Origin of the sequence: Butyrivibrio sp. X503 (genome assembly GCF_003625475.1) — a bacterium.
In the GTDB taxonomy this organism is placed as follows: Bacteria; Bacillota; Clostridia; order Lachnospirales; family Lachnospiraceae; genus Butyrivibrio.
On the sequence record NZ_RAIQ01000004.1, the window covers coordinates 145,939 to 165,570 of the forward strand.

General features: G+C 42.9%; 14 protein-coding genes and 1 other RNA gene. 1 reads left to right on the plus strand and 14 read right to left on the minus strand.

Annotation, left to right across the window (positions count from 1 at the left end):
* Nucleotides 1–10 precede the first annotated feature (10 nt).
* From D6853_RS08455 to D6853_RS08510, 12 genes are all read right to left on the minus strand, one after another.
* Complete coding sequence (locus D6853_RS08455) at nucleotides 11–2,161, minus strand: M13-type metalloendopeptidase (RefSeq protein WP_120657575.1); 2,151 nt, start codon at nucleotides 2,159–2,161, stop codon at nucleotides 11–13.
* Between the two features lie 123 nt (nucleotides 2,162–2,284).
* On the minus strand, nucleotides 2,285–4,429 hold the full coding sequence (locus tag D6853_RS08460) for a M13 family metallopeptidase (RefSeq protein ID WP_120657576.1): 2,145 nt from the start codon (nucleotides 4,427–4,429) through the stop codon (nucleotides 2,285–2,287).
* 20 nt (nucleotides 4,430–4,449) lie between these two features.
* Nucleotides 4,450–6,069, minus strand: coding sequence for a hypothetical protein (locus D6853_RS08465; RefSeq protein WP_120657577.1), 1,620 nt, complete (start codon nucleotides 6,067–6,069; stop codon nucleotides 4,450–4,452).
* Nucleotides 6,070–6,372: 303 nt separating this feature from the next.
* A complete protein-coding gene (locus tag D6853_RS08470; protein WP_158588702.1) occupies nucleotides 6,373–8,034 on the minus strand; it encodes a putative bifunctional diguanylate cyclase/phosphodiesterase in 1,662 nt (553 codons plus the stop codon).
* Between the two features lie 187 nt (nucleotides 8,035–8,221).
* Complete coding sequence (locus D6853_RS08475; RefSeq protein ID WP_120657579.1) at nucleotides 8,222–8,500, minus strand: HU family DNA-binding protein; 279 nt, start codon at nucleotides 8,498–8,500, stop codon at nucleotides 8,222–8,224.
* A gap of 142 nt (nucleotides 8,501–8,642) precedes the next feature.
* Nucleotides 8,643–9,902 (minus strand): 6-phosphofructokinase, encoded by a 1,260-nt coding sequence (locus D6853_RS08480; RefSeq protein ID WP_092250237.1) that lies wholly within the window; start codon nucleotides 9,900–9,902, stop codon nucleotides 8,643–8,645.
* Nucleotides 9,903–10,072: 170 nt separating this feature from the next.
* Nucleotides 10,073–10,276 carry a hypothetical protein gene (locus tag D6853_RS08485; protein WP_120657580.1) on the minus strand — a complete coding sequence of 68 codons (204 nt, stop codon included), beginning with the start codon at nucleotides 10,274–10,276 and terminating at the stop codon, nucleotides 10,073–10,075.
* A 261-nt stretch (nucleotides 10,277–10,537) separates the two neighbouring features.
* Nucleotides 10,538–11,683, minus strand: coding sequence for an AI-2E family transporter (locus D6853_RS08490; RefSeq protein ID WP_120657581.1), 1,146 nt, complete (start codon nucleotides 11,681–11,683; stop codon nucleotides 10,538–10,540).
* On the minus strand, nucleotides 11,680–12,441 hold the full coding sequence (locus D6853_RS08495) for a YihY/virulence factor BrkB family protein (RefSeq protein ID WP_120657904.1): 762 nt from the start codon (nucleotides 12,439–12,441) through the stop codon (nucleotides 11,680–11,682). Before D6853_RS08495 ends, D6853_RS08490 begins: the two co-directional genes overlap by 4 nt.
* A 159-nt stretch (nucleotides 12,442–12,600) precedes the next feature.
* A non-coding RNA gene (gene ssrS / locus D6853_RS08500) (6S RNA) lies at nucleotides 12,601–12,808 on the minus strand.
* Between the two features lie 187 nt (nucleotides 12,809–12,995).
* A complete protein-coding gene (locus D6853_RS08505; RefSeq protein WP_120657582.1) occupies nucleotides 12,996–14,816 on the minus strand; it encodes an aminopeptidase P family protein in 1,821 nt (606 codons plus the stop codon).
* Between the two features lie 18 nt (nucleotides 14,817–14,834).
* Nucleotides 14,835–15,908: a GGDEF domain-containing protein gene (locus tag D6853_RS08510; RefSeq protein WP_158588703.1), complete on the minus strand. Its 1,074-nt coding sequence runs from the start codon at nucleotides 15,906–15,908 to the stop codon at nucleotides 14,835–14,837.
* Nucleotides 15,909–16,030: 122 nt separating this feature from the next.
* Here D6853_RS08510 and deoC point away from each other — a divergent pair, with 122 nt between their 5' ends.
* Nucleotides 16,031–16,690, plus strand: coding sequence for a deoxyribose-phosphate aldolase (gene deoC / locus D6853_RS08515; RefSeq protein ID WP_120657584.1), 660 nt, complete (start codon nucleotides 16,031–16,033; stop codon nucleotides 16,688–16,690).
* Nucleotides 16,691–16,781: 91 nt separating this feature from the next.
* Here the strand turns inward: deoC and D6853_RS08520 are convergent, their stop codons facing one another.
* Nucleotides 16,782–17,999: an iron-containing alcohol dehydrogenase gene (locus D6853_RS08520; protein ID WP_120657585.1), complete on the minus strand. Its 1,218-nt coding sequence runs from the start codon at nucleotides 17,997–17,999 to the stop codon at nucleotides 16,782–16,784.
* Nucleotides 18,000–18,246: 247 nt separating this feature from the next.
* The gene (locus D6853_RS08525; RefSeq protein ID WP_120657586.1) at nucleotides 18,247–19,620 is read right to left on the minus strand and encodes a citrate/2-methylcitrate synthase; all 1,374 of its coding nucleotides are present in this window, start codon (nucleotides 19,618–19,620) and stop codon (nucleotides 18,247–18,249) included.
* Nucleotides 19,621–19,632 lie beyond the last annotated feature (12 nt).

The window sequence follows — 19,632 nt, forward strand, 5'->3', positions numbered from 1 at the left end:
TGATTTCTTTTTACCAGACGATAAGTCTGTCCTCGGGTGCGAGGTACATGTTGTCGCCCTCTTTTACATCAAAGGCTTCGTAGAACTCATCAAACTGCTGAACCGATACGTTGGTTCTTAAGTAGTTAAGCGGATGAGGATCCTGTAAAAGCCTGTTAAGCTCTGTGCTGTAGGTTGAGATCTCGGCTCTCACCTGAGCGAAGGTGATAAAGAACTTCTTATAATCGAAGTTATCAACCTTGGAAGCCATTCTGAGTGCGCACTGAAGTCCTGTCATATCGGCTACCATCTCGGTGTCGATATTGCCTCCCACAACGTGGTTGTCGCCGAAAGCAACAAGAGAATTGAGGTAATTGTCCATCTTTTCAATGCGGCTTTGGAATTCTACTTTATCATCCTTGTTCCACCAATCTCTTAACTGTCCGTCTTTGTCGAACTGAGCTCCGTTACTGTCAAAAGCGTGTGAAACCTCATGTCCTACCCAGCAACCGGCGATTGAAGCGTAGAGTTCCTCTTTGCTCATATCACTTGAGAAGAAGGGCTCGCCCATCATTCCGATGATCATGTTAATACTGTTGTCCTGAGGATTGTAGAAGGCGTTACACTGAGTTACAGCGAATCCGTCTGCCCATTTTTCCTTGTCGACTTTGGTGCCGAGGAGCTTGATGTTCTCTTTTACCTTGTTAAGATTGATCTCCTTGATCGCTCCGATAAAAGAGCATCCGTCAAAGTTTATTCCCGACGTATCGTTGAATTTATCGGGATATGCAGAGTGGATTGTTATATTGTCAAGCTTTTCGATAGCATAATTCTTGGTTTCTTCGGATACCCAGTCGTTCTCGGAAAGAAGCTCTCTGTAGGTGTCGATGACCTCCTGGCAGAGCTCCGTCATTTTCTTTTTGTCTTCTTCAGAACCGTACTTCTCGATGTACACGATCTGCATGGAATCGGGAAGCAAGCTAAGTACATTGTTGTAAGCCATTTCTTCATCGCTTACGGCTCCTGAAGTTCCAAAGTACTTACTGCGAATCTCATTTCTCTTATCGTAGGTATCTTTGTCGAGTGCCATGGCGTATGACAAAATATCATCTACGATCAAAAGAGACTTGATGCCCTCGAGGTTTTCATCCGTATATAATTCATCAAGATGAGTTAAATAGTCGGGAGTTGTCACAAGATACTTACCGTCATATTTATATCCCAATGCCGTGAGAATGTCTTTAAGAGGGAAATTCTTGCAATATGATGTGACTTCATCAAAGGTCATTTCGTTATTAACCTTTTCATAAAAGTCCTCGGCGTATTGCTCATTTGTTGTATAGATCTTGGAAGCAAGCTTGGTCTCAAAGTCTATGGCGTTTTCAAAGCACTTGTTTGCCTCATCTTCGCTCATTCCATACTTCTGAGCCATATAAGCAAAAAGATCCTTGTTATAGCCATACACATTTTCGCCGTTTTCTGTTCTTTGAGAATATTCGGCGGAATCTCCGAGAGTAAGTGCCGGGGTATCAACCAAAGCTAAGTATGTCTCGGGATCGTTAAGTCCAAGCATAGCTCCGAAATTAATAAATTCAAAGTAGTCATAGACTGTTTCTTTGTCAGTGAGAAGCTTGGTGATATCATCAATACTCTCAGCTTCTGCAATCTTGTCGTATTCTCCCTTGATCTCACTGATTCCAAGCTTATTTCTGCTGTCCCAGTCAAGAATAAGACTGTTCAGATTACGGACAAGCTCTGCATCATGACCTTTGATGCTCGTGTCTTTCAAAAGCTCAATACACTGCTTCTTAACTTCAAGGCCTCGCTCATGATAATGAGCCCATGAACCATAACCGTCGGGAATATCAGTCTCGACGAACCAGTCCTTATTGGCGTAGAAATGGAAATCATCCGCAGGATCCGTAGGGGTATCGGCTGTATAGTTATCTTTGATAGAGGAATCCATCCAAGGTGTTCCGCCCGCGCCCTTACCGGCTTCGGCATCGACTGTACCTTCTTCTGCAGATGTTGCTTCAGATGCTGCTGAGCTCTCATTCTGTGCATCAGCCTGAACTGATGCTTCCGTCGTAGCTCCCTGGGGTGCACCGATAGCACCGCAGCCCGCGACAGCCACTGCCAACATACATGTTGCCAGTAGCATAGATACTACTCGTTTCTTCATTTTTCTCTCTCCTTAGTTTTATAAGCCTCTAACAACACCATTGTAACAGGCTCAGCATGTGTTGTCATTGCAAATTCGAAAAAGGTAGTATCTATGATGTTTCCGGATTATCCGAAATCTCTTTTACCAAACAGTAATTCTGTCTTCGGGCGCAAGGTACATGTTGTCGCCTTCTTTTACATCAAAGGCTTCGTAGAACTCCTCAAACTGCTGAACGGGAATGTTGCATCTTGAATAATCAAGCGGATGAGGATCCTGAGTAAGCGTGTCAAGCTCCGAGCTGTATGTTGAAATGTTTGCATTCATCTGAGCGTATTTAGTAAAGAATTTCTTATAATCAAAGCCTTCAACCTTTGATGCCATTCTGAGAGCACACTGAAGTCCTGTTATATCCGCAGCCATCTCACCGTCAATGTTTGATCCGACAAAGTGGTTATCACCAAATGCAACAATAGTATCAAGATAACTATCCATCTTATCCAATCTGCTTTGGAACTCTTTTTTATCTTCCTCTGTCCACCAGTCTTTCAGATTGCCTTCAGCATCGAACTGAGAACCGTCTCTGTCAAAGGCATGAGAGATCTCGTGTCCTACCCAGAAAGCTCCGATTGAAGCATAGAGCTCCTCTGTACTCATATCACTTGAAAAGAAGGGTTCACCCATCATTCCAATGACCATGTTGATACTGTTATCAAGAGGATTATAAAAAGCATTGCAATCAGTTACACTCATATCCTGAGCCCATTTTTCTTTATCGACTTTTGTGCCTATAAGCTTCTTATTCTCATTAATCGTGTTAAGCATGATCCTCTCATCGGCCTCAATAAGAGTGCATCCGTCAATGTTAATGCCGTTTGTATCATTGAATTTATCGGGATATGCTGAGTTGATAGTTATCTTATCAAGCTTCTCGATCGCATAATTCTTAACCTCATCAGAAGCCCACTCATTTTCAGAAAGCAGTTCTCTGTAGGTATCGATTACTTCCTTACAAAGCTCAGTCATCTTCTGTCTTTGTTCTTCAGAGCCGTATTTATCGATGTAAACCATCTGCATTGAATCCGGAAGCTCTTCCTTTACAAATTTGTAAGCCATCTCCTCATCGCTTAATGCTCCGGTTGTTCCAAAATACGTATTCTCAAGCTCGTTTACCTTATCATAGGTATCCTTATCTGTTATGTTTGAATATTTCAAAACAAATTTCACTGTCAAAAGAGCCTTGATATCCTCTACATTTTCCTGTGTATAAACTTCATCAAGAAGCGCCAGATAATCAGGATTGGTATTAAGATATGCTCCGTCATATACATAGCCCGTGCTTGTCAAAATATCTTTTAACGGGAAATTCTTCATCTTGGAAACAGCATCGTTTAATGACATTTCATTATTGATCTTTTCTACATAATCTGCGGAATACTGATCGTTTGAGGTATATATCTTGGTCGCAAGCTTGGTCTCAAGGTTTATTGCTTTATCAAAGCACTCGCCCGCCGCATCTTCAGTCATTCCGAACTTCTGTGCCATATAGGTAAAAAGATCCTTATTATAGCCATAGTACATATCTCCAAGCTCGGTCCTGTTTGCGTATTCAGCGGAATCTGTGAGGATCACCCCGGGATTTTCAATCCATACTATATATTTCTTTGAATCATTAAGCCCCGGAAACGCCGCGTAATTTACAAAATCATAGTACTCATTGACATTATCCTTGTCTGTAATAAGCCCTGTGATATCATCGATACTCTGAGCCTCTGCGATCTTGTTGTATTTATCTGTAAGCTCAGAAACGCCAAGCTTATTTCTGCTATCCCAGTCAAGAACAAGCTTATTGAATGTCTGAACCAGCTCTGCATCATGCCCCGTTAAGCTCGCATCCTTTAAAAGCTCAATGCACTGCTTCTTTACTTCGAGGCTGCGCTCAGCGTAGTGGCTCCATGATGAATAGCCGTCGGGAATGTTATTTTCAAGGATCCAATCCTTGTTTACGTAAAGGCAGAAATCATCCTTAGGATCTGTCTTGGTATCCGCTGTCACATTTTCTTTTATATCGGAATCTATCCAAGGTGTTCCTCCTGTGCCCTTTCCGGTATCATCTGTTCCTTCTTGTGCAGTTGAAGCTTCTTGTGCAGCTGTATCTGAGCTCTGCTCACTTGCCCCAGCCGATGAATCTGCATCGGACGGTCCGAATTCACCCTTAGCACTGCATCCGGTTATAGCTATTGCCATAATACAAATTGATAATAATAAAGAAATTGTTTTCTTTTTCACTTTTACTCTCCTTCTATCATTTATTTAAAATAATTGGTATCTGAAACGTAGCATGCAAGCCATCTCGTTTCACCGACATATCTGTAACCTCTTGCGATATTCTCGGACACATAATCTGTCAGCTTGTTAAAATTTGGTATTGCTATCACGTTTTTTTCACCGTAATAATCAAAGTCTTTTTCCTCGGTATAATAATTTCTTTCAAGATATATGCTCTCGTCTTTGCTTTCGTAACAGGCGTATTTCCTGGTGTCATCCGCTGCCTTACACATGACCGCGGTATCTCTGTCATCGGCGATAAATACTGTATCAACATCAAGTGTATCGAAATACTCGGTCATCTCTACGATATAGTCTTTCTCCGGCATATTATCGCTGGTTTCCTTGAAATTACCTGCAAGAATATAAGCAAATGCGATCAAAAGAACCGACATCACCGGCACGAATTTCTTATCACCAAACCTTGAAACGCACCTGTTAAGCATAATCCCGACTCCCACAAGAAGTAGCGGCAGCCCGATAAAAAGATATCTGTACGGAATGAAATCATTGCTTCCTCTCATATCGCTGACAATAAGAACTGCCATATTAAAAAGTATTACCGTAAAAAAGAGTATGTAATAGTCGTAGTTCTTCTTATTCTTGAACCATTTGACCGTAACAACCATCGTCGCGATAAACAATGCTATGACAAACAATATCTTAAGGCCGTAAAAGAGTCCGAGCTTGGAAAATGCAGGCTCATTTCCGTTTATAAGTACTCCAAAGGATTGGAATACGCCTAAAAATACTTCTCTTAAATTATCAAAAAAATCTTCGGGCTTTACAAGCGTCGTGACAGGCGAGTTTCCTGTATATATCTTTTTATGAATACACAATCCGACAAATGATACTACTACGCTAAGCGGTGTTACCGGCCACAACCCCTTTTTTAACCCGAATCCTTTTTTTACAAAAGATAAATGTCTTACAAAAAGAATCGGAACAACTCCGCAGACAAATGTATAAGCACCTGTGGAAACGCTTGTCACAAACAATAAAAATAAGTATGTGCCCAAAAAAGCATATCTTTTCCATTTGGAAAAAGAACTCTTAAATTTGTCATCAAATGCCATAAGGCAAAGCACCAGCATGATCGGAATAAGAGCCTTGATGCTGTAATTGGCATGTGCAAAAAACAGCATTTTGAAATAATCAAGCCAGTCATAGTTATATGGCGTTATGATAACTGCAAGTGTCAAAAACCTGATTCCTATCCGCACACGGAGCACCCTTAGGATGCTCCATATAACGGTTATATATATAAACACGATCAAAAGGTCGGAGAGACCAACTGCCAAAAAGGCATTGTTCGTGATCGCGTACAAAGGAATTGCAAACAGTAGCGTTGAATCAAACTCCATACTGGTCGTAGCGACCCAATTCGGAAGTATAAGCGTGCCTTTATGCACTATTTCTTTTAAGTGATAAACAACTGTTGCAAAATCGGGGTCAAGCGACAATCTAAGGTCGGACAGGTTGAAGTAAAAAATGCCTGCCATGTTGACTATAAACAGTAGCATCGCTCCAAATTCCCATAAGCGCATGTTCTTTAAGTTATTTAATAAATTGTCTTTAATTCTTTTCCCCAAGTTCTTCATTGTAATTTCCTTTATTTCTGCTCTTTTTTACTACGTTAATTTTACTATGCGTGGCGTAGTACTTCTGACGAGGTAAATAATAGTCTATAAAAAATAGATTGTCAACACTTATTTTTTTAATATTTTTTGAATATGTTTTATATCAGGTGTTATCTCACACAACAAACATGCCAATATTATCAGGAATTATCTGGGTTTACCTTGAATTTAGCTTACAGAACAAAGAGATAACCTTACAATTTTGTAAGATATTGCAATAAAAAAGGACCCTGCGTAAAACAAGGCCCTAGGATTCTGATATATTCAGTTATCATAGTATTTCTTTTCAAGGCGTTTCTCAAAGTCGTCCATCGGCATAGGGTTGTCATACAAGAAACCCTGAACGACATGGCAGCCGACTTCCTTAAGGAGGTCTGTCTGCTCGGTTCTCTCAACGCCTTCCGTCACGACGTCGATTCCAAGCTCCCTAGCCATCGCAACTATGTTCTTAAGGACGATCTCATCGTTCTTGTTGAGGTTGTCACTGCTTATAAAGGATCTGTCTATCTTGATGACCTTTACAGGGAAATCCCTGAGCGTGGACAGTGAAGAAAAGCCCGTTCCGAAGTCATCGATCGCGGTGCTGATATTCATGTCTTTAAGCTTGTTGAGGAAGTTCGTCATAAGACCTCTCTCATCTTCGCTTGCAGTCTCGGTAACCTCTATCTGGATAAACTTTCTGTCAACGCCGTAGTCGTCGATTATCTGCGCTATTTCTTTTGCCAGGTGCTTATAACCAAGGTCGCGCCTTGAGAAGTTGACGGATACCGGAACGATCGGAATGCCCTTCTCCTGCCAGTTTCTTATGTATTCGCAGGCTTTTTTGAGGACGTAGAGGTCGAGCGTTGCGACAAGGCCTTCCTGCTCCAAAATGGGCACAAATTCCGTCGGATAAAGTACGATTCCGTTGCAGAACCATCTAGCCAGAGCCTCGGCTCCAACAATTTCACCTGTTATTGTATCAACCTTGGGTTGCAGATATATTCTGAATTCGTCGTTCTGAAGAGCTTCTTCGTAGCGCTCTTCGATCTGTTTTTGTCTGTATATCTTGGTGCTCATGGCCTTGTTTACGAATACGTATGGCTTATTTGCTACGTTTTTGGCATAGCTGCAGGCCATTCCGGCACGTGAAATTAGCTGTCCAGGCTCTTTTAACGAATCATCAACGGAGTAAACGCCCGCAACAGCGGATATTGTGATCGGCTCCTCTTTTTCATTTCTAAATCCGACAACCTGAATGCCGGATAACAGTTCGAGGAAGTCGTTGGTTCTGTCTTTTTTAATGAGCGCAGTAAAGTTATCTCCGCCGAGGTGAGCCACGATCTCGTCCTGCTCACAGAACTCGCGAAGTTTCTTGGCGTAGCGCTTCATGATCTCGTCGCCTTCGGTAATACCGAAACGGCGGCTTACGAGGCCAAAACTCTTAAGATTAAAGTAAAAGGAATTGTAGTCTTGAATGCGTTCTTCCTCAAAGAGCCTTCCGGCAAACGCAAGGAAGCCTCCTGCATTCGGAAGCCTGGTCAAATACTGAATAAACGTGCTCTCCTTAACGATACCGTTTAGAAGATAACGCTCTAAATGAAAAGATAATATGTCAATGATAACAGAAAAGCTCTTATACTCTTCTTCTGTCCATCTCTTGTCCCCCAATAGATAGATATTGTATGTAACTATCCTCTTGCCTGCCATTTCATTCTTGAAATAATAAGCAGGTGCTTCCCCTTCCGGAACAGGACCGAACAGTGAAATAACCGTGTCCGGCTCGCCTTCTTCATCCGCCCCTTTAGCGAACGAAACAACCGCCACTATAGAACGCAACGCATACTCCTTAGAAATGTCTGCGAGCGCACTGGGGGTAATTTCAGAAGTAACTTCCTCCTCAGATAGAATCTGAACAAAGTTTTCGAAGCTCTTTTCGAAATTCATCTTATCCACCCTCATATAAAAATAGTAGGAATATAATATAATTTTAATAAAAATTTTACGATTTTTCAATACATTAACCGATTAATAGTCTGAAAATTTACGACACGCAGGGGGCTTTGCCTACTAGCTTTTAGCGCACAAAAAAAGAGCGCGTCTAACGACACGCTCTTTTCCGTATGATATTAAATTACTTCTTGTTTACAAGATCCTTAAGAGCCTTACCAGCCTTGAACTTAGGTGCTACAGATGCAGGGATCTTGATAGCAGCGCCAGTCTGAGGATTCTTACCTGTTCTAGCAGCTCTCTTTGTTGTCTCGAATGTACCGAATCCAACAAGCTGAACCTTACCCTTCTTCTTAAGCTCCTTTGTTACTACGTCTGTGAATGCGTTAAGTGCTAAACCAGCGTCCTTCTTTGAAAGACCTGCTTCCTTAGCAATTGCATCGATAAGTTCTGTCTTGTTCATGTAATTTTCCCTCCAAAAAGAAATTTATTTACTACATTGCCCATTTTACCACTATTAAATGCACATAACAACACTTAAATGCAGAAAAATCGCCATATTTAACAAAAAATTTACAAAAAAGTGCCTATTCACAAGGCTTTTATCAAAGTATATCCTGGAAACCGGGCCTGTAGAGGTGTCTCGGGATACCATCAACCATGATAGGTCCCACGTCGCCTTGGATTAGAGGTCTAACATATGTAATAAACTCGCTGGTTACGTATGTTCCGTCCTTGCTGATCCAATTTCTCGGCACGGTACGCTCGTCGTTGGCAATCTTGTGAACGTCCTTTACCTCTGTCCCTGCCTGATAAGGATCGTCGGAAAGTCTCTCGATAACGACCATCTTGCCGCTGTCGCCCTCGTCGGCTGCCTTCATAGCGGCACCTCCGACCTCATAAGCCTCAAGGATATCAACACGTGATGCGCAGTGGCTTGCAGCTCTCTGAAGTGTTGAAAGCTCGATAGCTCTTGTCTTACATCCGCATTCTGCGGAAACTACGTTACAAAGATATCTTGCAGTACCTGTAAGCTGCTTGTGTCCGAAAGCATCTACATACTCAACGGAGTTGTCCATATCGCTTACATACTTGCCGTCCTTGGTCCGGATACCTTCGGATACAGCTACAACAATAGACGCCTTGGTCTTAAGAAGGTTCTTTATCTTTTTAATGAAAGCATCGAGATCAAAAGGAATCTCGGGAAGATAGATAGCATCGGGTCCATCGCAATCCTCACCCTTTGAAAGAGCTGTTGCTCCTGTGAGCCATCCTGCGTTTCTACCCATTACTTCTACGATGATAACCTGTCCGTGGCTTGTCTCAAGTGACCAGCTGTCACGAATGATCTCTTTTACGGAAGTTCCTATATATTTGGCTGCGGAACCATAACCGGGAGTATGGTCTGTCAAAGCCAGATCGTTATCAATGGTCTTGGGGCATCCTACAAATCTGATGTCCGAACCGGTGATTATCGCATAATCCGATAACTTCTTGATGGTATCCATTGAATCATTACCGCCGATATAGATAAAGCAGTCAATTTCCAATTTTACGAGAATGTCGAAGATCTTTTCGTAGATATCTTTGCTTTCAAAGATTTCCGGAAGCTTGTATCTGCATGAACCCAGATAAGCTGAGGGAGTTCTCTTAAGTAACTCGATATCAAGTCCTGACTGAATGTGATCGGAGAGGTCTACATATCGACCTTCCATGAGCCCCTGAACACCGTGGATCATACCGTAAACCTTGTTATACCCACGATCGATGGCGGTTCTGTACACACCGGCAAGTGAAGAATTGATTGCTGCCGTAGGGCCGCCTGACTGTCCAACAATAACATTTCTTTTCTTTTTCTGCACCATTACTCCTGTCCCCTTTCGAAAGATTAATACCTCTTTATTATATGCGAAAAAACGTTTAGTGTCATCAGGAATTGCATCGTCAAAACCCACTAAAATAAAGGGCTCGGAATGGTACAAATAAATAAAAAAGCGCCCGGACGCACTCCGAGCGCAATCAAATCACTATAAACTTAGAAATCTTCTTCAAAAACAGATCTTCTTCCGTGAGACTTGCCGATGCTGTACGCAATGGCGCACACAACAATAACGGAAACGGCTACAACAGCGCATCCGATGAAGAGTTTCTTCTTCTCTTCCGAGAGAGAATCCCATTTATCCATCACGAAATCAATCTTATCTTTTGCAAAAGTAACAGCGTTATCTACAAAATCCATTATCCCCTCGCTCTCTCGAAATACATATGTATTCCGAATCCTTTTATACAACGATTGGTATGATATACACTCTGATGATATACAGAATGTATGATATACGAATTGCTCCATGACTTACGTCATTCTCGCAATTCTACAAACATTCGGAAACCGCTAATTTACTACGTAAATTGCTAATTCCTCATGTTTGTTCGGGTCATAAATCCAAAATGTTTAACATGCAAGCATGTACACATTTTGTCTTTTGACACCTATATCATACTACATATTGTACCGCTGCGAGCGCTTTTCCTCAAGCTTTTTTATCACATAGTCCTTGAAAACAAAGTCGAGGATCGCCGCAAATGGGATCGCAAGCAGGATTCCGGGAACTCCGAAAAGCCTTCCGCCAAGGATGATCGCGATAAGTATCATGAGAGGCGATACTCCGAGGCTCTCGCCAAAGAGTCTTGGCTTAAGTATATATCCGTCGATGGTCTGGAGCACTATCGTAAAGATGATGAACCACAGTGCATACCAGGGATTAACGAGTACCAGGATAAAAGATCCTATGGCGCAGCCGACGATCGGTCCGAAGGTCGGAGCCAGGTTCGTTATCGCAACTATCACGGAGATAAGCACCGAATACGGCTGTCCCGCGATAACCATGTAGATGAAATTAACTACGCCGACAATGATTCCGTCGATAATATCAAAGCTGATGTATCTGATGAGAATGGCATTGCATCTCTCAAAAAGATCCGCGCTGTTCTTATATGTCTTTTCCTTCATGATAAGGCTCATGAACTTGCTAAAGCCCGCAATGATCCTCTTTTTATCTATCATAAAATAGATGGCAAGGATGAATGCGATAACGGTGTCAAAAACTCCCTTACCGGCGCTCACAGAGCCGCTTACGAAGGTGTCCATGTTATGGGAGAAATAGTCGCTTATTCCGTCCAATAACTTTTCACCAAATCCGGCAAGTCCTCTGATATCAAAGCCGAACATGCGTCTTCCGCCGCCGTTTTCAAGGTTTTTCAAAAGCTTCTGCGACGAATCTATATAACCGCCGATATTCGATACGAAGGTTGAGATACTATCGCCAAGCTGCGGAATAAGCGCGGCAAACAAAAGAGAAACCGCCGAGAGTATGATTATGATCGCACCCGCAACGGAGAACTTCCACCTGGTGCTCTCTCTTTTTATCTTCTTAAAGACAGTCCTTTGAAGAAGCTTGGCCATGGGGTCAAAGATATAGGCGATAACAATCGCGATTATGATGGGTCTTATAAAGCTAAAGAACCCTTTTATTATTGAAAACAGCCCCGAGATGTTCGAAAGGATCATGTACAAAATAACTGCCGAACATGTCGCAATCGTGTACGATACCCATTTCTTTTTAAACCACTTGTTATTGAATTTCATCGTGTCCTCCAGTATTTATTGATAAATGCGCCGATCAGGAATATGTATATGCAAAAATACAACCAGAACATCATGATCACCGGTGTTGCCAGGCTTCCGTATAGCGAGTAGCTGTTGGTACTGTTGACATAGATCGAGAAGAACCATGAAAACACATACCATACAACCGCGGAAAACACTGCTCCCGGCAGCTGATATACATATTTCATCTTAACACCCGGAATATATGTATAGGTAAGGGCAAAAAGAAAAATCGCAATACCTATTATCAGTACAAACCTGAAATTGATCAAAAACGAGATGACCACTGCAACCGGTGGATAATAACCAATTAGGAAATTCTCCAGTCTTCTTCCAAAGACCATCAGTATGAGCATCATAAGCACGATAACTATCATAGCCACCGTGTAAAGAGCTGCGATAAATCGCTGATATATGAAGCTACGATGCTCCTTGACTTCATATATACGGTTAAGACCTCTTATAAGCGCCATCATTCCAAGAGAGCCGGACCAAAGCGTGACGATCGCCGATATGGAAAATACCGCCTCGGAATTCCGGTAAGCCTCATCAATAAAGCTCTTTATGGTATCATCCGTAAAGCTCGGTGTGATCCTGACAAATGCCCTGACAAGATCCTCCTTGGTGATAGGTGTGTACGGAATGATCGACGTTATCATGATGAGCAGCGGTATCAGCGAGATTATCAGAAAAAACGCCGTACTACTGGCATATGAATCAATATTCTTCCTCTGCATCTTTCGAGAAAAATCTCTTATCAAAGAAACAATAAAGCCCACCACTTCCATATCTTGTTACCCCTCTCCCATCAATCATAACACCAAACGCGGCTGTTGTCCTCTTTTCCTAGAACAAAAGGAAAAGCAGCCATATTTCTATGACTGCTCTGTTTCCTAAATAATCCCAAAATGCCGGTTCCTGTTATTTGACTCCTAGCTTACGCCAGGTGGGTTACCGCAACCATGATGCCTGTCTTCCTCTCCCATGGCTGGTCTGCGCATGCGCAGGGCCGAAGGCGTGACATTTATTATGGTAATGTAGGAGTCCCGTTCAAATAAATGTAGGTTCAAATTACACAGGAGTTGTCGGACACCCCAGGAGAACTACTAGGTAGTTCCTAATTATTATTATAATCACAGAAATCTATTTTTCAAGCGAAAACCCAGTATTTAACAGACTTTTTAGACATCGCTCACATTTATAAAACAGCAATTATTATTTTATTAAAAAGAGCTTTCGGCGATAAAGCTTATGATGACCTTAGCCGATATTATTAACTTTGGATCCGTCTTTATACCGCCCTTGTAGCCTCTTTAAGCCATGCTTTTATATCTTTGTCCTCGATAAGAGGCTCAATTTTCTTGTAAACCTCTTCATGATATCTGTTCAAAAGATCTTTTGCCTCAGGTTTCATAAACTCGGTATCGATTGCTTCGAGATCGATCGGAACGTATGTAAGATGTTCAAAGCCGTAGAACTTACCAAACTCATTCTCAAGACGACTTACGACCTCAACGATATTCTCGATGCGGATTCCGTGGCTTCCCTCGATATAAACGCCGGGCTCGTCGGATACGACCATGCCGGGTTTAAGGAGCGCTTCACTCACGCCCTCAACATATTTCCATCTGATACCCTGCGGTCCCTCATGAACATTTAAGATATAACCGATTCCGTGGCCTGTTCCGTGATTGTAGTCGATTCCGATATCCCAGAGCGCTCTTCTTGCGTAGATATCAACGTTTCTGCCCGTACATCCGTCCATAAAACGTGCATTTGCAAGCTCAAGCATTCCGGCAACCGTCGCGGTGTAATGCTTCTTGATCTCATCGGAAATCTCTCCGACAACGATGGTTCTTGTTACGTCGGTCGTTCCGCCCATATATGTTCCGCCCGAATCCACAAGGAGCATGCCCTGCGGCTTAACTTCGGCACAATTATCCTCAGTAGCGTCGTAGTGCGCCATTGCTGCATTGGCGTTATACGCACTTATTGTGGGAAAAGAAAGTTCAATAAAGCCGGGGATCTCGGCTCTCATGCTATCAAGCTTCATCGCTGCCGAATACTCGGTCATCGGGATCTTACCCACATTCTTTTTTACCCAGTAAATAAACTCTGTGAGCTTGGCGCTGTCCTTGATATAGACTTCCCTGATATTCTTTAGCTCAGTCTCGTTCTTGACAGCCTTCATAAGCTCCGTCGGATCTTTTTTATTTATCAAAGAAACCTTTGCGGCTGCGGCCTTCTCGCAAAGAGTCCTGTATGTGAAATAGTTCGTGTTTCTCTTATCGTATAAAAGGTCTCCGTCAAAAGAGCTTTCGGATACATATTTCATTACTTCATCATAGTCCTTAAGCTCAATTCCGACCTTGTCGCAATATGCCTTAACCTCAGAAGTTACCTCTTTTGGCTGAATAAACAAGGTAAACATATCGCTTGTTATGTATGCATATGAGAGCGCAACGGGGTTGCACTCCACGTCATTTCCTCTTAAATTTGTAAGCCACATGATGTCATCAAGCTTGGACAAAAGATGCGACGTAGCGCCATACTCTTTCATCTTGGCTCTGACATCCGCAAGTTTCTCTGCAAAAGACTTTCCGCAGAGCTCGTCGGATAAAACATAGATATCATGGCAGGGAAGCGCCGGTCTTCCTGTCCAGACATCCTCCGCAAGATCCTTGTCGATCTTAAGGCTTATCTTTTTATCTTTTAACTTCTTTTCGAGCTTCTCGCCGATAGCTGCCGAAACAACTCTTCCGTCAAAGCCGAGAACCTCGCCCTCTTTCATGTTCTCAAAAAGATATTCCTCGATGGTGGGAACACCGGGGTTGCCCATTTTGTAGAGCTCAACGCCTGTGCCCGCAAGCTGGTTTCCTGCCTGAATGAAATATCTTCCGTCAGTCCAAAGTCCCGCCTCATCTGCACTTACGACAAGCGTTCCGTTGGATCCGTCAAATCCGCAAAAATACTCCCTTACTTTGAAAAAGTCTGCAGAATACTCCGAGTTGTGGAAATCGGATGTAGGCATCATGTAGTAGTCGATGCCGTTTTCCTTCATTGCAGCGCGAAGGCCAAAGAGCCTTCCCTTAATAACTTCATTTTCTGACATTTATCTGTAAATACTCCTTTATGATATTACTTTGTTTCTTCCGGTTTCTTTGGCTTCGTAAAGCCTGTCGTCGGCTTTTTTGATGATATCTACGATAGTCTCGCCCTTCTCATAGTGTGCCGTACCGATGGACACGGTAACGGTAAGCTCATTATTATCGGCGATAAATCCGGTAGTCGCTATTTTCTTATTAAGGCTACGCATTTCTTCGCAGAAAGCCTCGTAGCTAAGGTCGTAGGAACCGAGGATCGCAAATTCTTCTCCGCCCCAGCGAGCGACCATATACTTGCCTTCACCCTCAGACCTGAACATATTGGCAAGATCGATCAGGATCTCGTCTCCTGCGTTATGGCCGTAGGTGTCGTTGATCTTCTTAAAAAAGTCAATATCAAGGATTGCGATCGAGATATCTCCGCTTTCACCGCTGTCCATGCGATCGATCTCTTTATTAAAAAGACCTATCATATATTTTCTGTTATAGAGTCCGGTAAGATAGTCGGTCTCGTTCATCCTCTTGAGTGTTGCATTGTATTTGCTAACGCTGTATGAATAAAAGATAAGCTGGCCAACTACGGTCCCCAGCGAAAGTGATGCGTTTATAAAATACATAACGTTCGCAACTTGGGGAGAAGCATTATATCTGCTTGGCAGCATGCCATGTTCCGAAAAAAACTTAAGCAGCACAAAAATAATACAATTTGATACAACATATACTGTAGCCATTGATCTCAGGAAGACATTGTATAGCGGGATATATAGCGGCACAAAGCTCATAGCTACCAAAGAGAATATCCAAAAGAAGAATCCGCAGTTATATCCCATAAAAACAGAGCCTAAAACCGCATGCAAGAGGATTTCCCACATAGTGCCCCAGACTACATAAAGTTTATGCTTCGTCTTATTTAAGAAAAACAGTCCGACATATAAAAGAATACTTCCTATGTTGATGATCTCCATAGGCGTACAGCTTGAGCCGATGTAAACAACTTCCAGGGCTAAATGAATGCATAGATAAAAGATCATTAACTTCTCATAGCCTTCAGAAGTCTCGTATACGTTCTTTCCCCCATAAAACGAATCCATAAAAGACATAAAAAAAAATCCTCCCACCTGAAAATAACTCAATAGAATTTTACCACATATAACAGCAGCCAAAAATATGGTAAAATACATAAATAACAGATTTAATTTTTTCGAAAAAAGGAGAATTTATCGTGGAAGAAAAAGATATCTTAAAACTTATCGATCACACACTTCTTCAGGCAGATGCCACAATGGAAGGAATCATAGAACTTTGCGACGAGGCTGTTAAATACGGCACAGCTTCAGTGTGCATCCCTCCCACATATCTTAAGAGAGTGCACGACAAATACGGCGACAAGCTCAATCTTTGTACAGTAATCGGCTTCCCTCTCGGCTATAGCTGCCCTGAGTCCAAGGTTGAAGAGGCCAAGGTTGCCATCAGAGACGGTGCTTCCGAGATCGACACCGTTGTTAATGTAAGTGATGTCAAGAATCACAGATATGACGAGGTTAAAAAAGAGCTTGAGATGATCCGCAAGGCTTGCGGCGACAAGCTTCTCAAGGTCATCATCGAGACATGCTATCTCACAGAGGACGAGAAGATCAAGCTCTGCGAGATCGTAACTGAGGTTAAGGCTGATTATATCAAGACTTCAACAGGTTTTGGTTCAGCAGGTGCTACTCTCGAGGACATCGAGCTCTTCAAGAAGCACATCGGACCTGACGTTAAGATCAAGGCTGCCGGCGGAATCCGCACCATCGAGGACGCTCTCGCATATGCAGAGGCAGGATGCAGCAGGATCGGCTCATCCAAGGTTGCTCCTCTTATTGCCGCTAAGTATTCTCTGTAATACAGCCGCATAATTCCACAAAACATAATGAAACCGGCGAGACTGCTGTCCCGCCGGTTTTTTATATTCTTATGATAGCAGATAAAATCTATCAGAAATCTACCTCTGTGTCATAGTAGCAGCACTTGAGGAGCTTTTCCATCTCTTCCTGGCTGGGCTGACGAGGATTGGAGCCTGTGCAGGCATCGAGGATAGCGTTGGCTGCGATGTCGTGGAGTCTCTCAAGGAATACTTCCTCTGATACAAAGCCCTGCTCTGCGGGAAGTCCGTCTGCTCCGTAGTGATTGATGCTATGAGGGATGTTGAGATCGTCATTCATCTTGCGGAGGTACTCGATAAGGAGCTTAACCTTCTCATCGTCATTGGATCCGCCAAGGTGCATGTAATCAGCGATAACGCCGTAACGCTTCTTAGCTGTGGGATCCTTGGCATTGAATGCAACTACCTTAGGAAGGTACATAGCATTAGCTGCGCCGTGGATGATGTGTGCGCCCTGGTCTGCAAATACAGCACCTGTCTTGTGAGCCATTGAGTGAACGATACCAAGAAGCGCATTGGAGAATGCCATTCCGGCAAGGCACTGTGCATTATGCATTGCATCTCTTGCGTCCATATCCTCATTGTATGATTTAACAAGATTGTCCATGATCATCTCAATCGCATGGATAGCGAGAGGATCTGTGTAATCGCAGTTAGCTGTAGAAACATATGCCTCAACAGCGTGAGTCATAGCATCCATACCTGTATGAGCAACGAGCTTCTTGGGCATTGTGTGTGCAAGCTCGGGATCTACGATAGCAACATCGGGCGTGATCTCGAAATCAGCGATAGGGAACTTGATACCCTTCTGGTAATCTGTGATGATAGAGAAAGCTGTAACCTCTGTAGCTGTTCCCGATGTAGAAGAAATAGCACAGAATTTAGCCTTGGTGCGGAGCTTGGGAAGTCCGAATACCTTGCACATATCTTCGAATGTTGTCTCGGGATACTCATATTTGATCCACATAGCCTTAGCTGCATCTATAGGTGAACCACCACCAATTGCTACGATCCAGTCAGGCTGGAATTTCTGCATAGCTTCTGCACCCTTCATAACTGTCTCAACGGAAGGATCTGACTCGATTCCCTCAAAGAGTTCAACTTCCATTCCGGCCTCTTTAAGATAAGCCTCTACTTTCTGTAAAAATCCCCCTCTTTTCATTGAGCCGCCACCTGTGCAGATGATGGCGCGTTTGCCCTCAAAAGTCTTAAGTGCTTCAAGAGCACCCTTTCCGTGGTAAACATCTCTGGGCAGTGTAAAACGTGACATAAAAAATACCTCCTTAGTAAATCGTTAATAAAATAACATACCCATATTATATGTGCATACCACACAAAACTCAATAGCAAAATCCTAAAATCGTTGTTAAAAATTCACCAAAAATAAAATGCAAATTGAGTGCATTTTGCCATATACTTTTCCGAAAAAAAGTATCGTGTATTTTTAGACAAACAAAAAAACAGGCAGAACCTGCTTTCTCCAATAAAGTGAAATCAGAAATCTGTCTGTTTTTGAGTTATCTTCTCTCATCCATAGAGACGTAATCTTTTCTGGGCTCAATCGCCATATATGCAGGACGGATGATCTTACCGTTGTTGGCAAGCTCTTCCATTCGGTGTGCACTCCATCCTACGATCCTGGCCATAGCAAAGATTGTGGGATAAAGCTCCTCGGGAAGATCGAGCATTCTGTATACAAAGCCTGAATAGAAGTCAACGTTTGCGCTGACACCCTTGTACATAGTACGCTCTCCGCTGATGATCTGCGGTGCAAGCCTCTCAACAGCTTCGTAAAGCGCAAGCTCTTTTTCCCTGCCCTTTTCAACCGCAAGCTTCTCTACAAAGCTCTTAAGGATAAGGGCTCTCGGGTCAGATTTGGAATAAATAGCATGTCCTATACCATAGATAAGACCTGCCTGATCAAATGCTTCCTTGTTAAGTATCTTTTCAAGGTAAGCCGAAAGCTCATCTTCATCTTCCCAGTTCTTTACATTCTGCTCGATGTCATCAAACATGTGAACAACCTTGATGTTGGCTCCACCGTGTCTGGGACCTTTGAGTGAACCGATAGCTGCTGCGATAACCGAATATGTATCTGTCATACTTGAGCTCACAACATGCGTTGTGAAAGATGAGTTGTTACCGCCGCCGTGCTCCATATGAAGGACAAGACAGATATCAAGAAGTCTTGCTTCAAGCTCAGTGTATTTGCTGTCGGGTCTTAGCAGCTGTAATATGGTCTCCGCCGTTGAAAGACTCTCAATAGGCGGATGAATGAACAATGTATTTCCCTCATGATAGTGATTGTAAGCCTGATATCCGTAGATGGATAAAAGAGGGAAAAGGCTTATTAGCTGAAGGCTCTGTCTGAGTACATTGGGAAGTGATGTGTCGTCTGCAAGGTCGTCATAGGAGTAAAGCGTAAGCACGCTCCTTGCCAGGGTATTCATCATATCCTTACTGGGCGCCTTCATGATGATGTCTCTTACAAAGCTTGTGGGAAGAGATCTGTAGAATCCGAGAAGCCTGTTAAAATCGGCAAGCTCCGCCTTATCGGGGAGCTTATCAAACAAAAGCAGATAAGCGCACTCCTCAAAAGCAAATCTCTTATCGTCGACCGCAGCCTTAATAAGGTCTTTAACGTCATATCCTCTAAAGTAGAGCTCTCCGTCCTTGGGAATGCTCTTACCGTCAACTTCTTCTTTGGCAATAATCTCTGAAATACGTGTAAGTCCGGTAAGTACGCCCTTACCGTTGAGGTCTCTTAAGCCTCTTTTAACATCATATTTAAGAAAAAGATCGTTCTCTATCTGATCGGCAACTTCCGAAAGCTTAGCAAGTTCAACAATCTGCGGTGTGTTTTCTGAGTAAATGTTTTTTCCGTTTTCCATTCGCACCTCCGT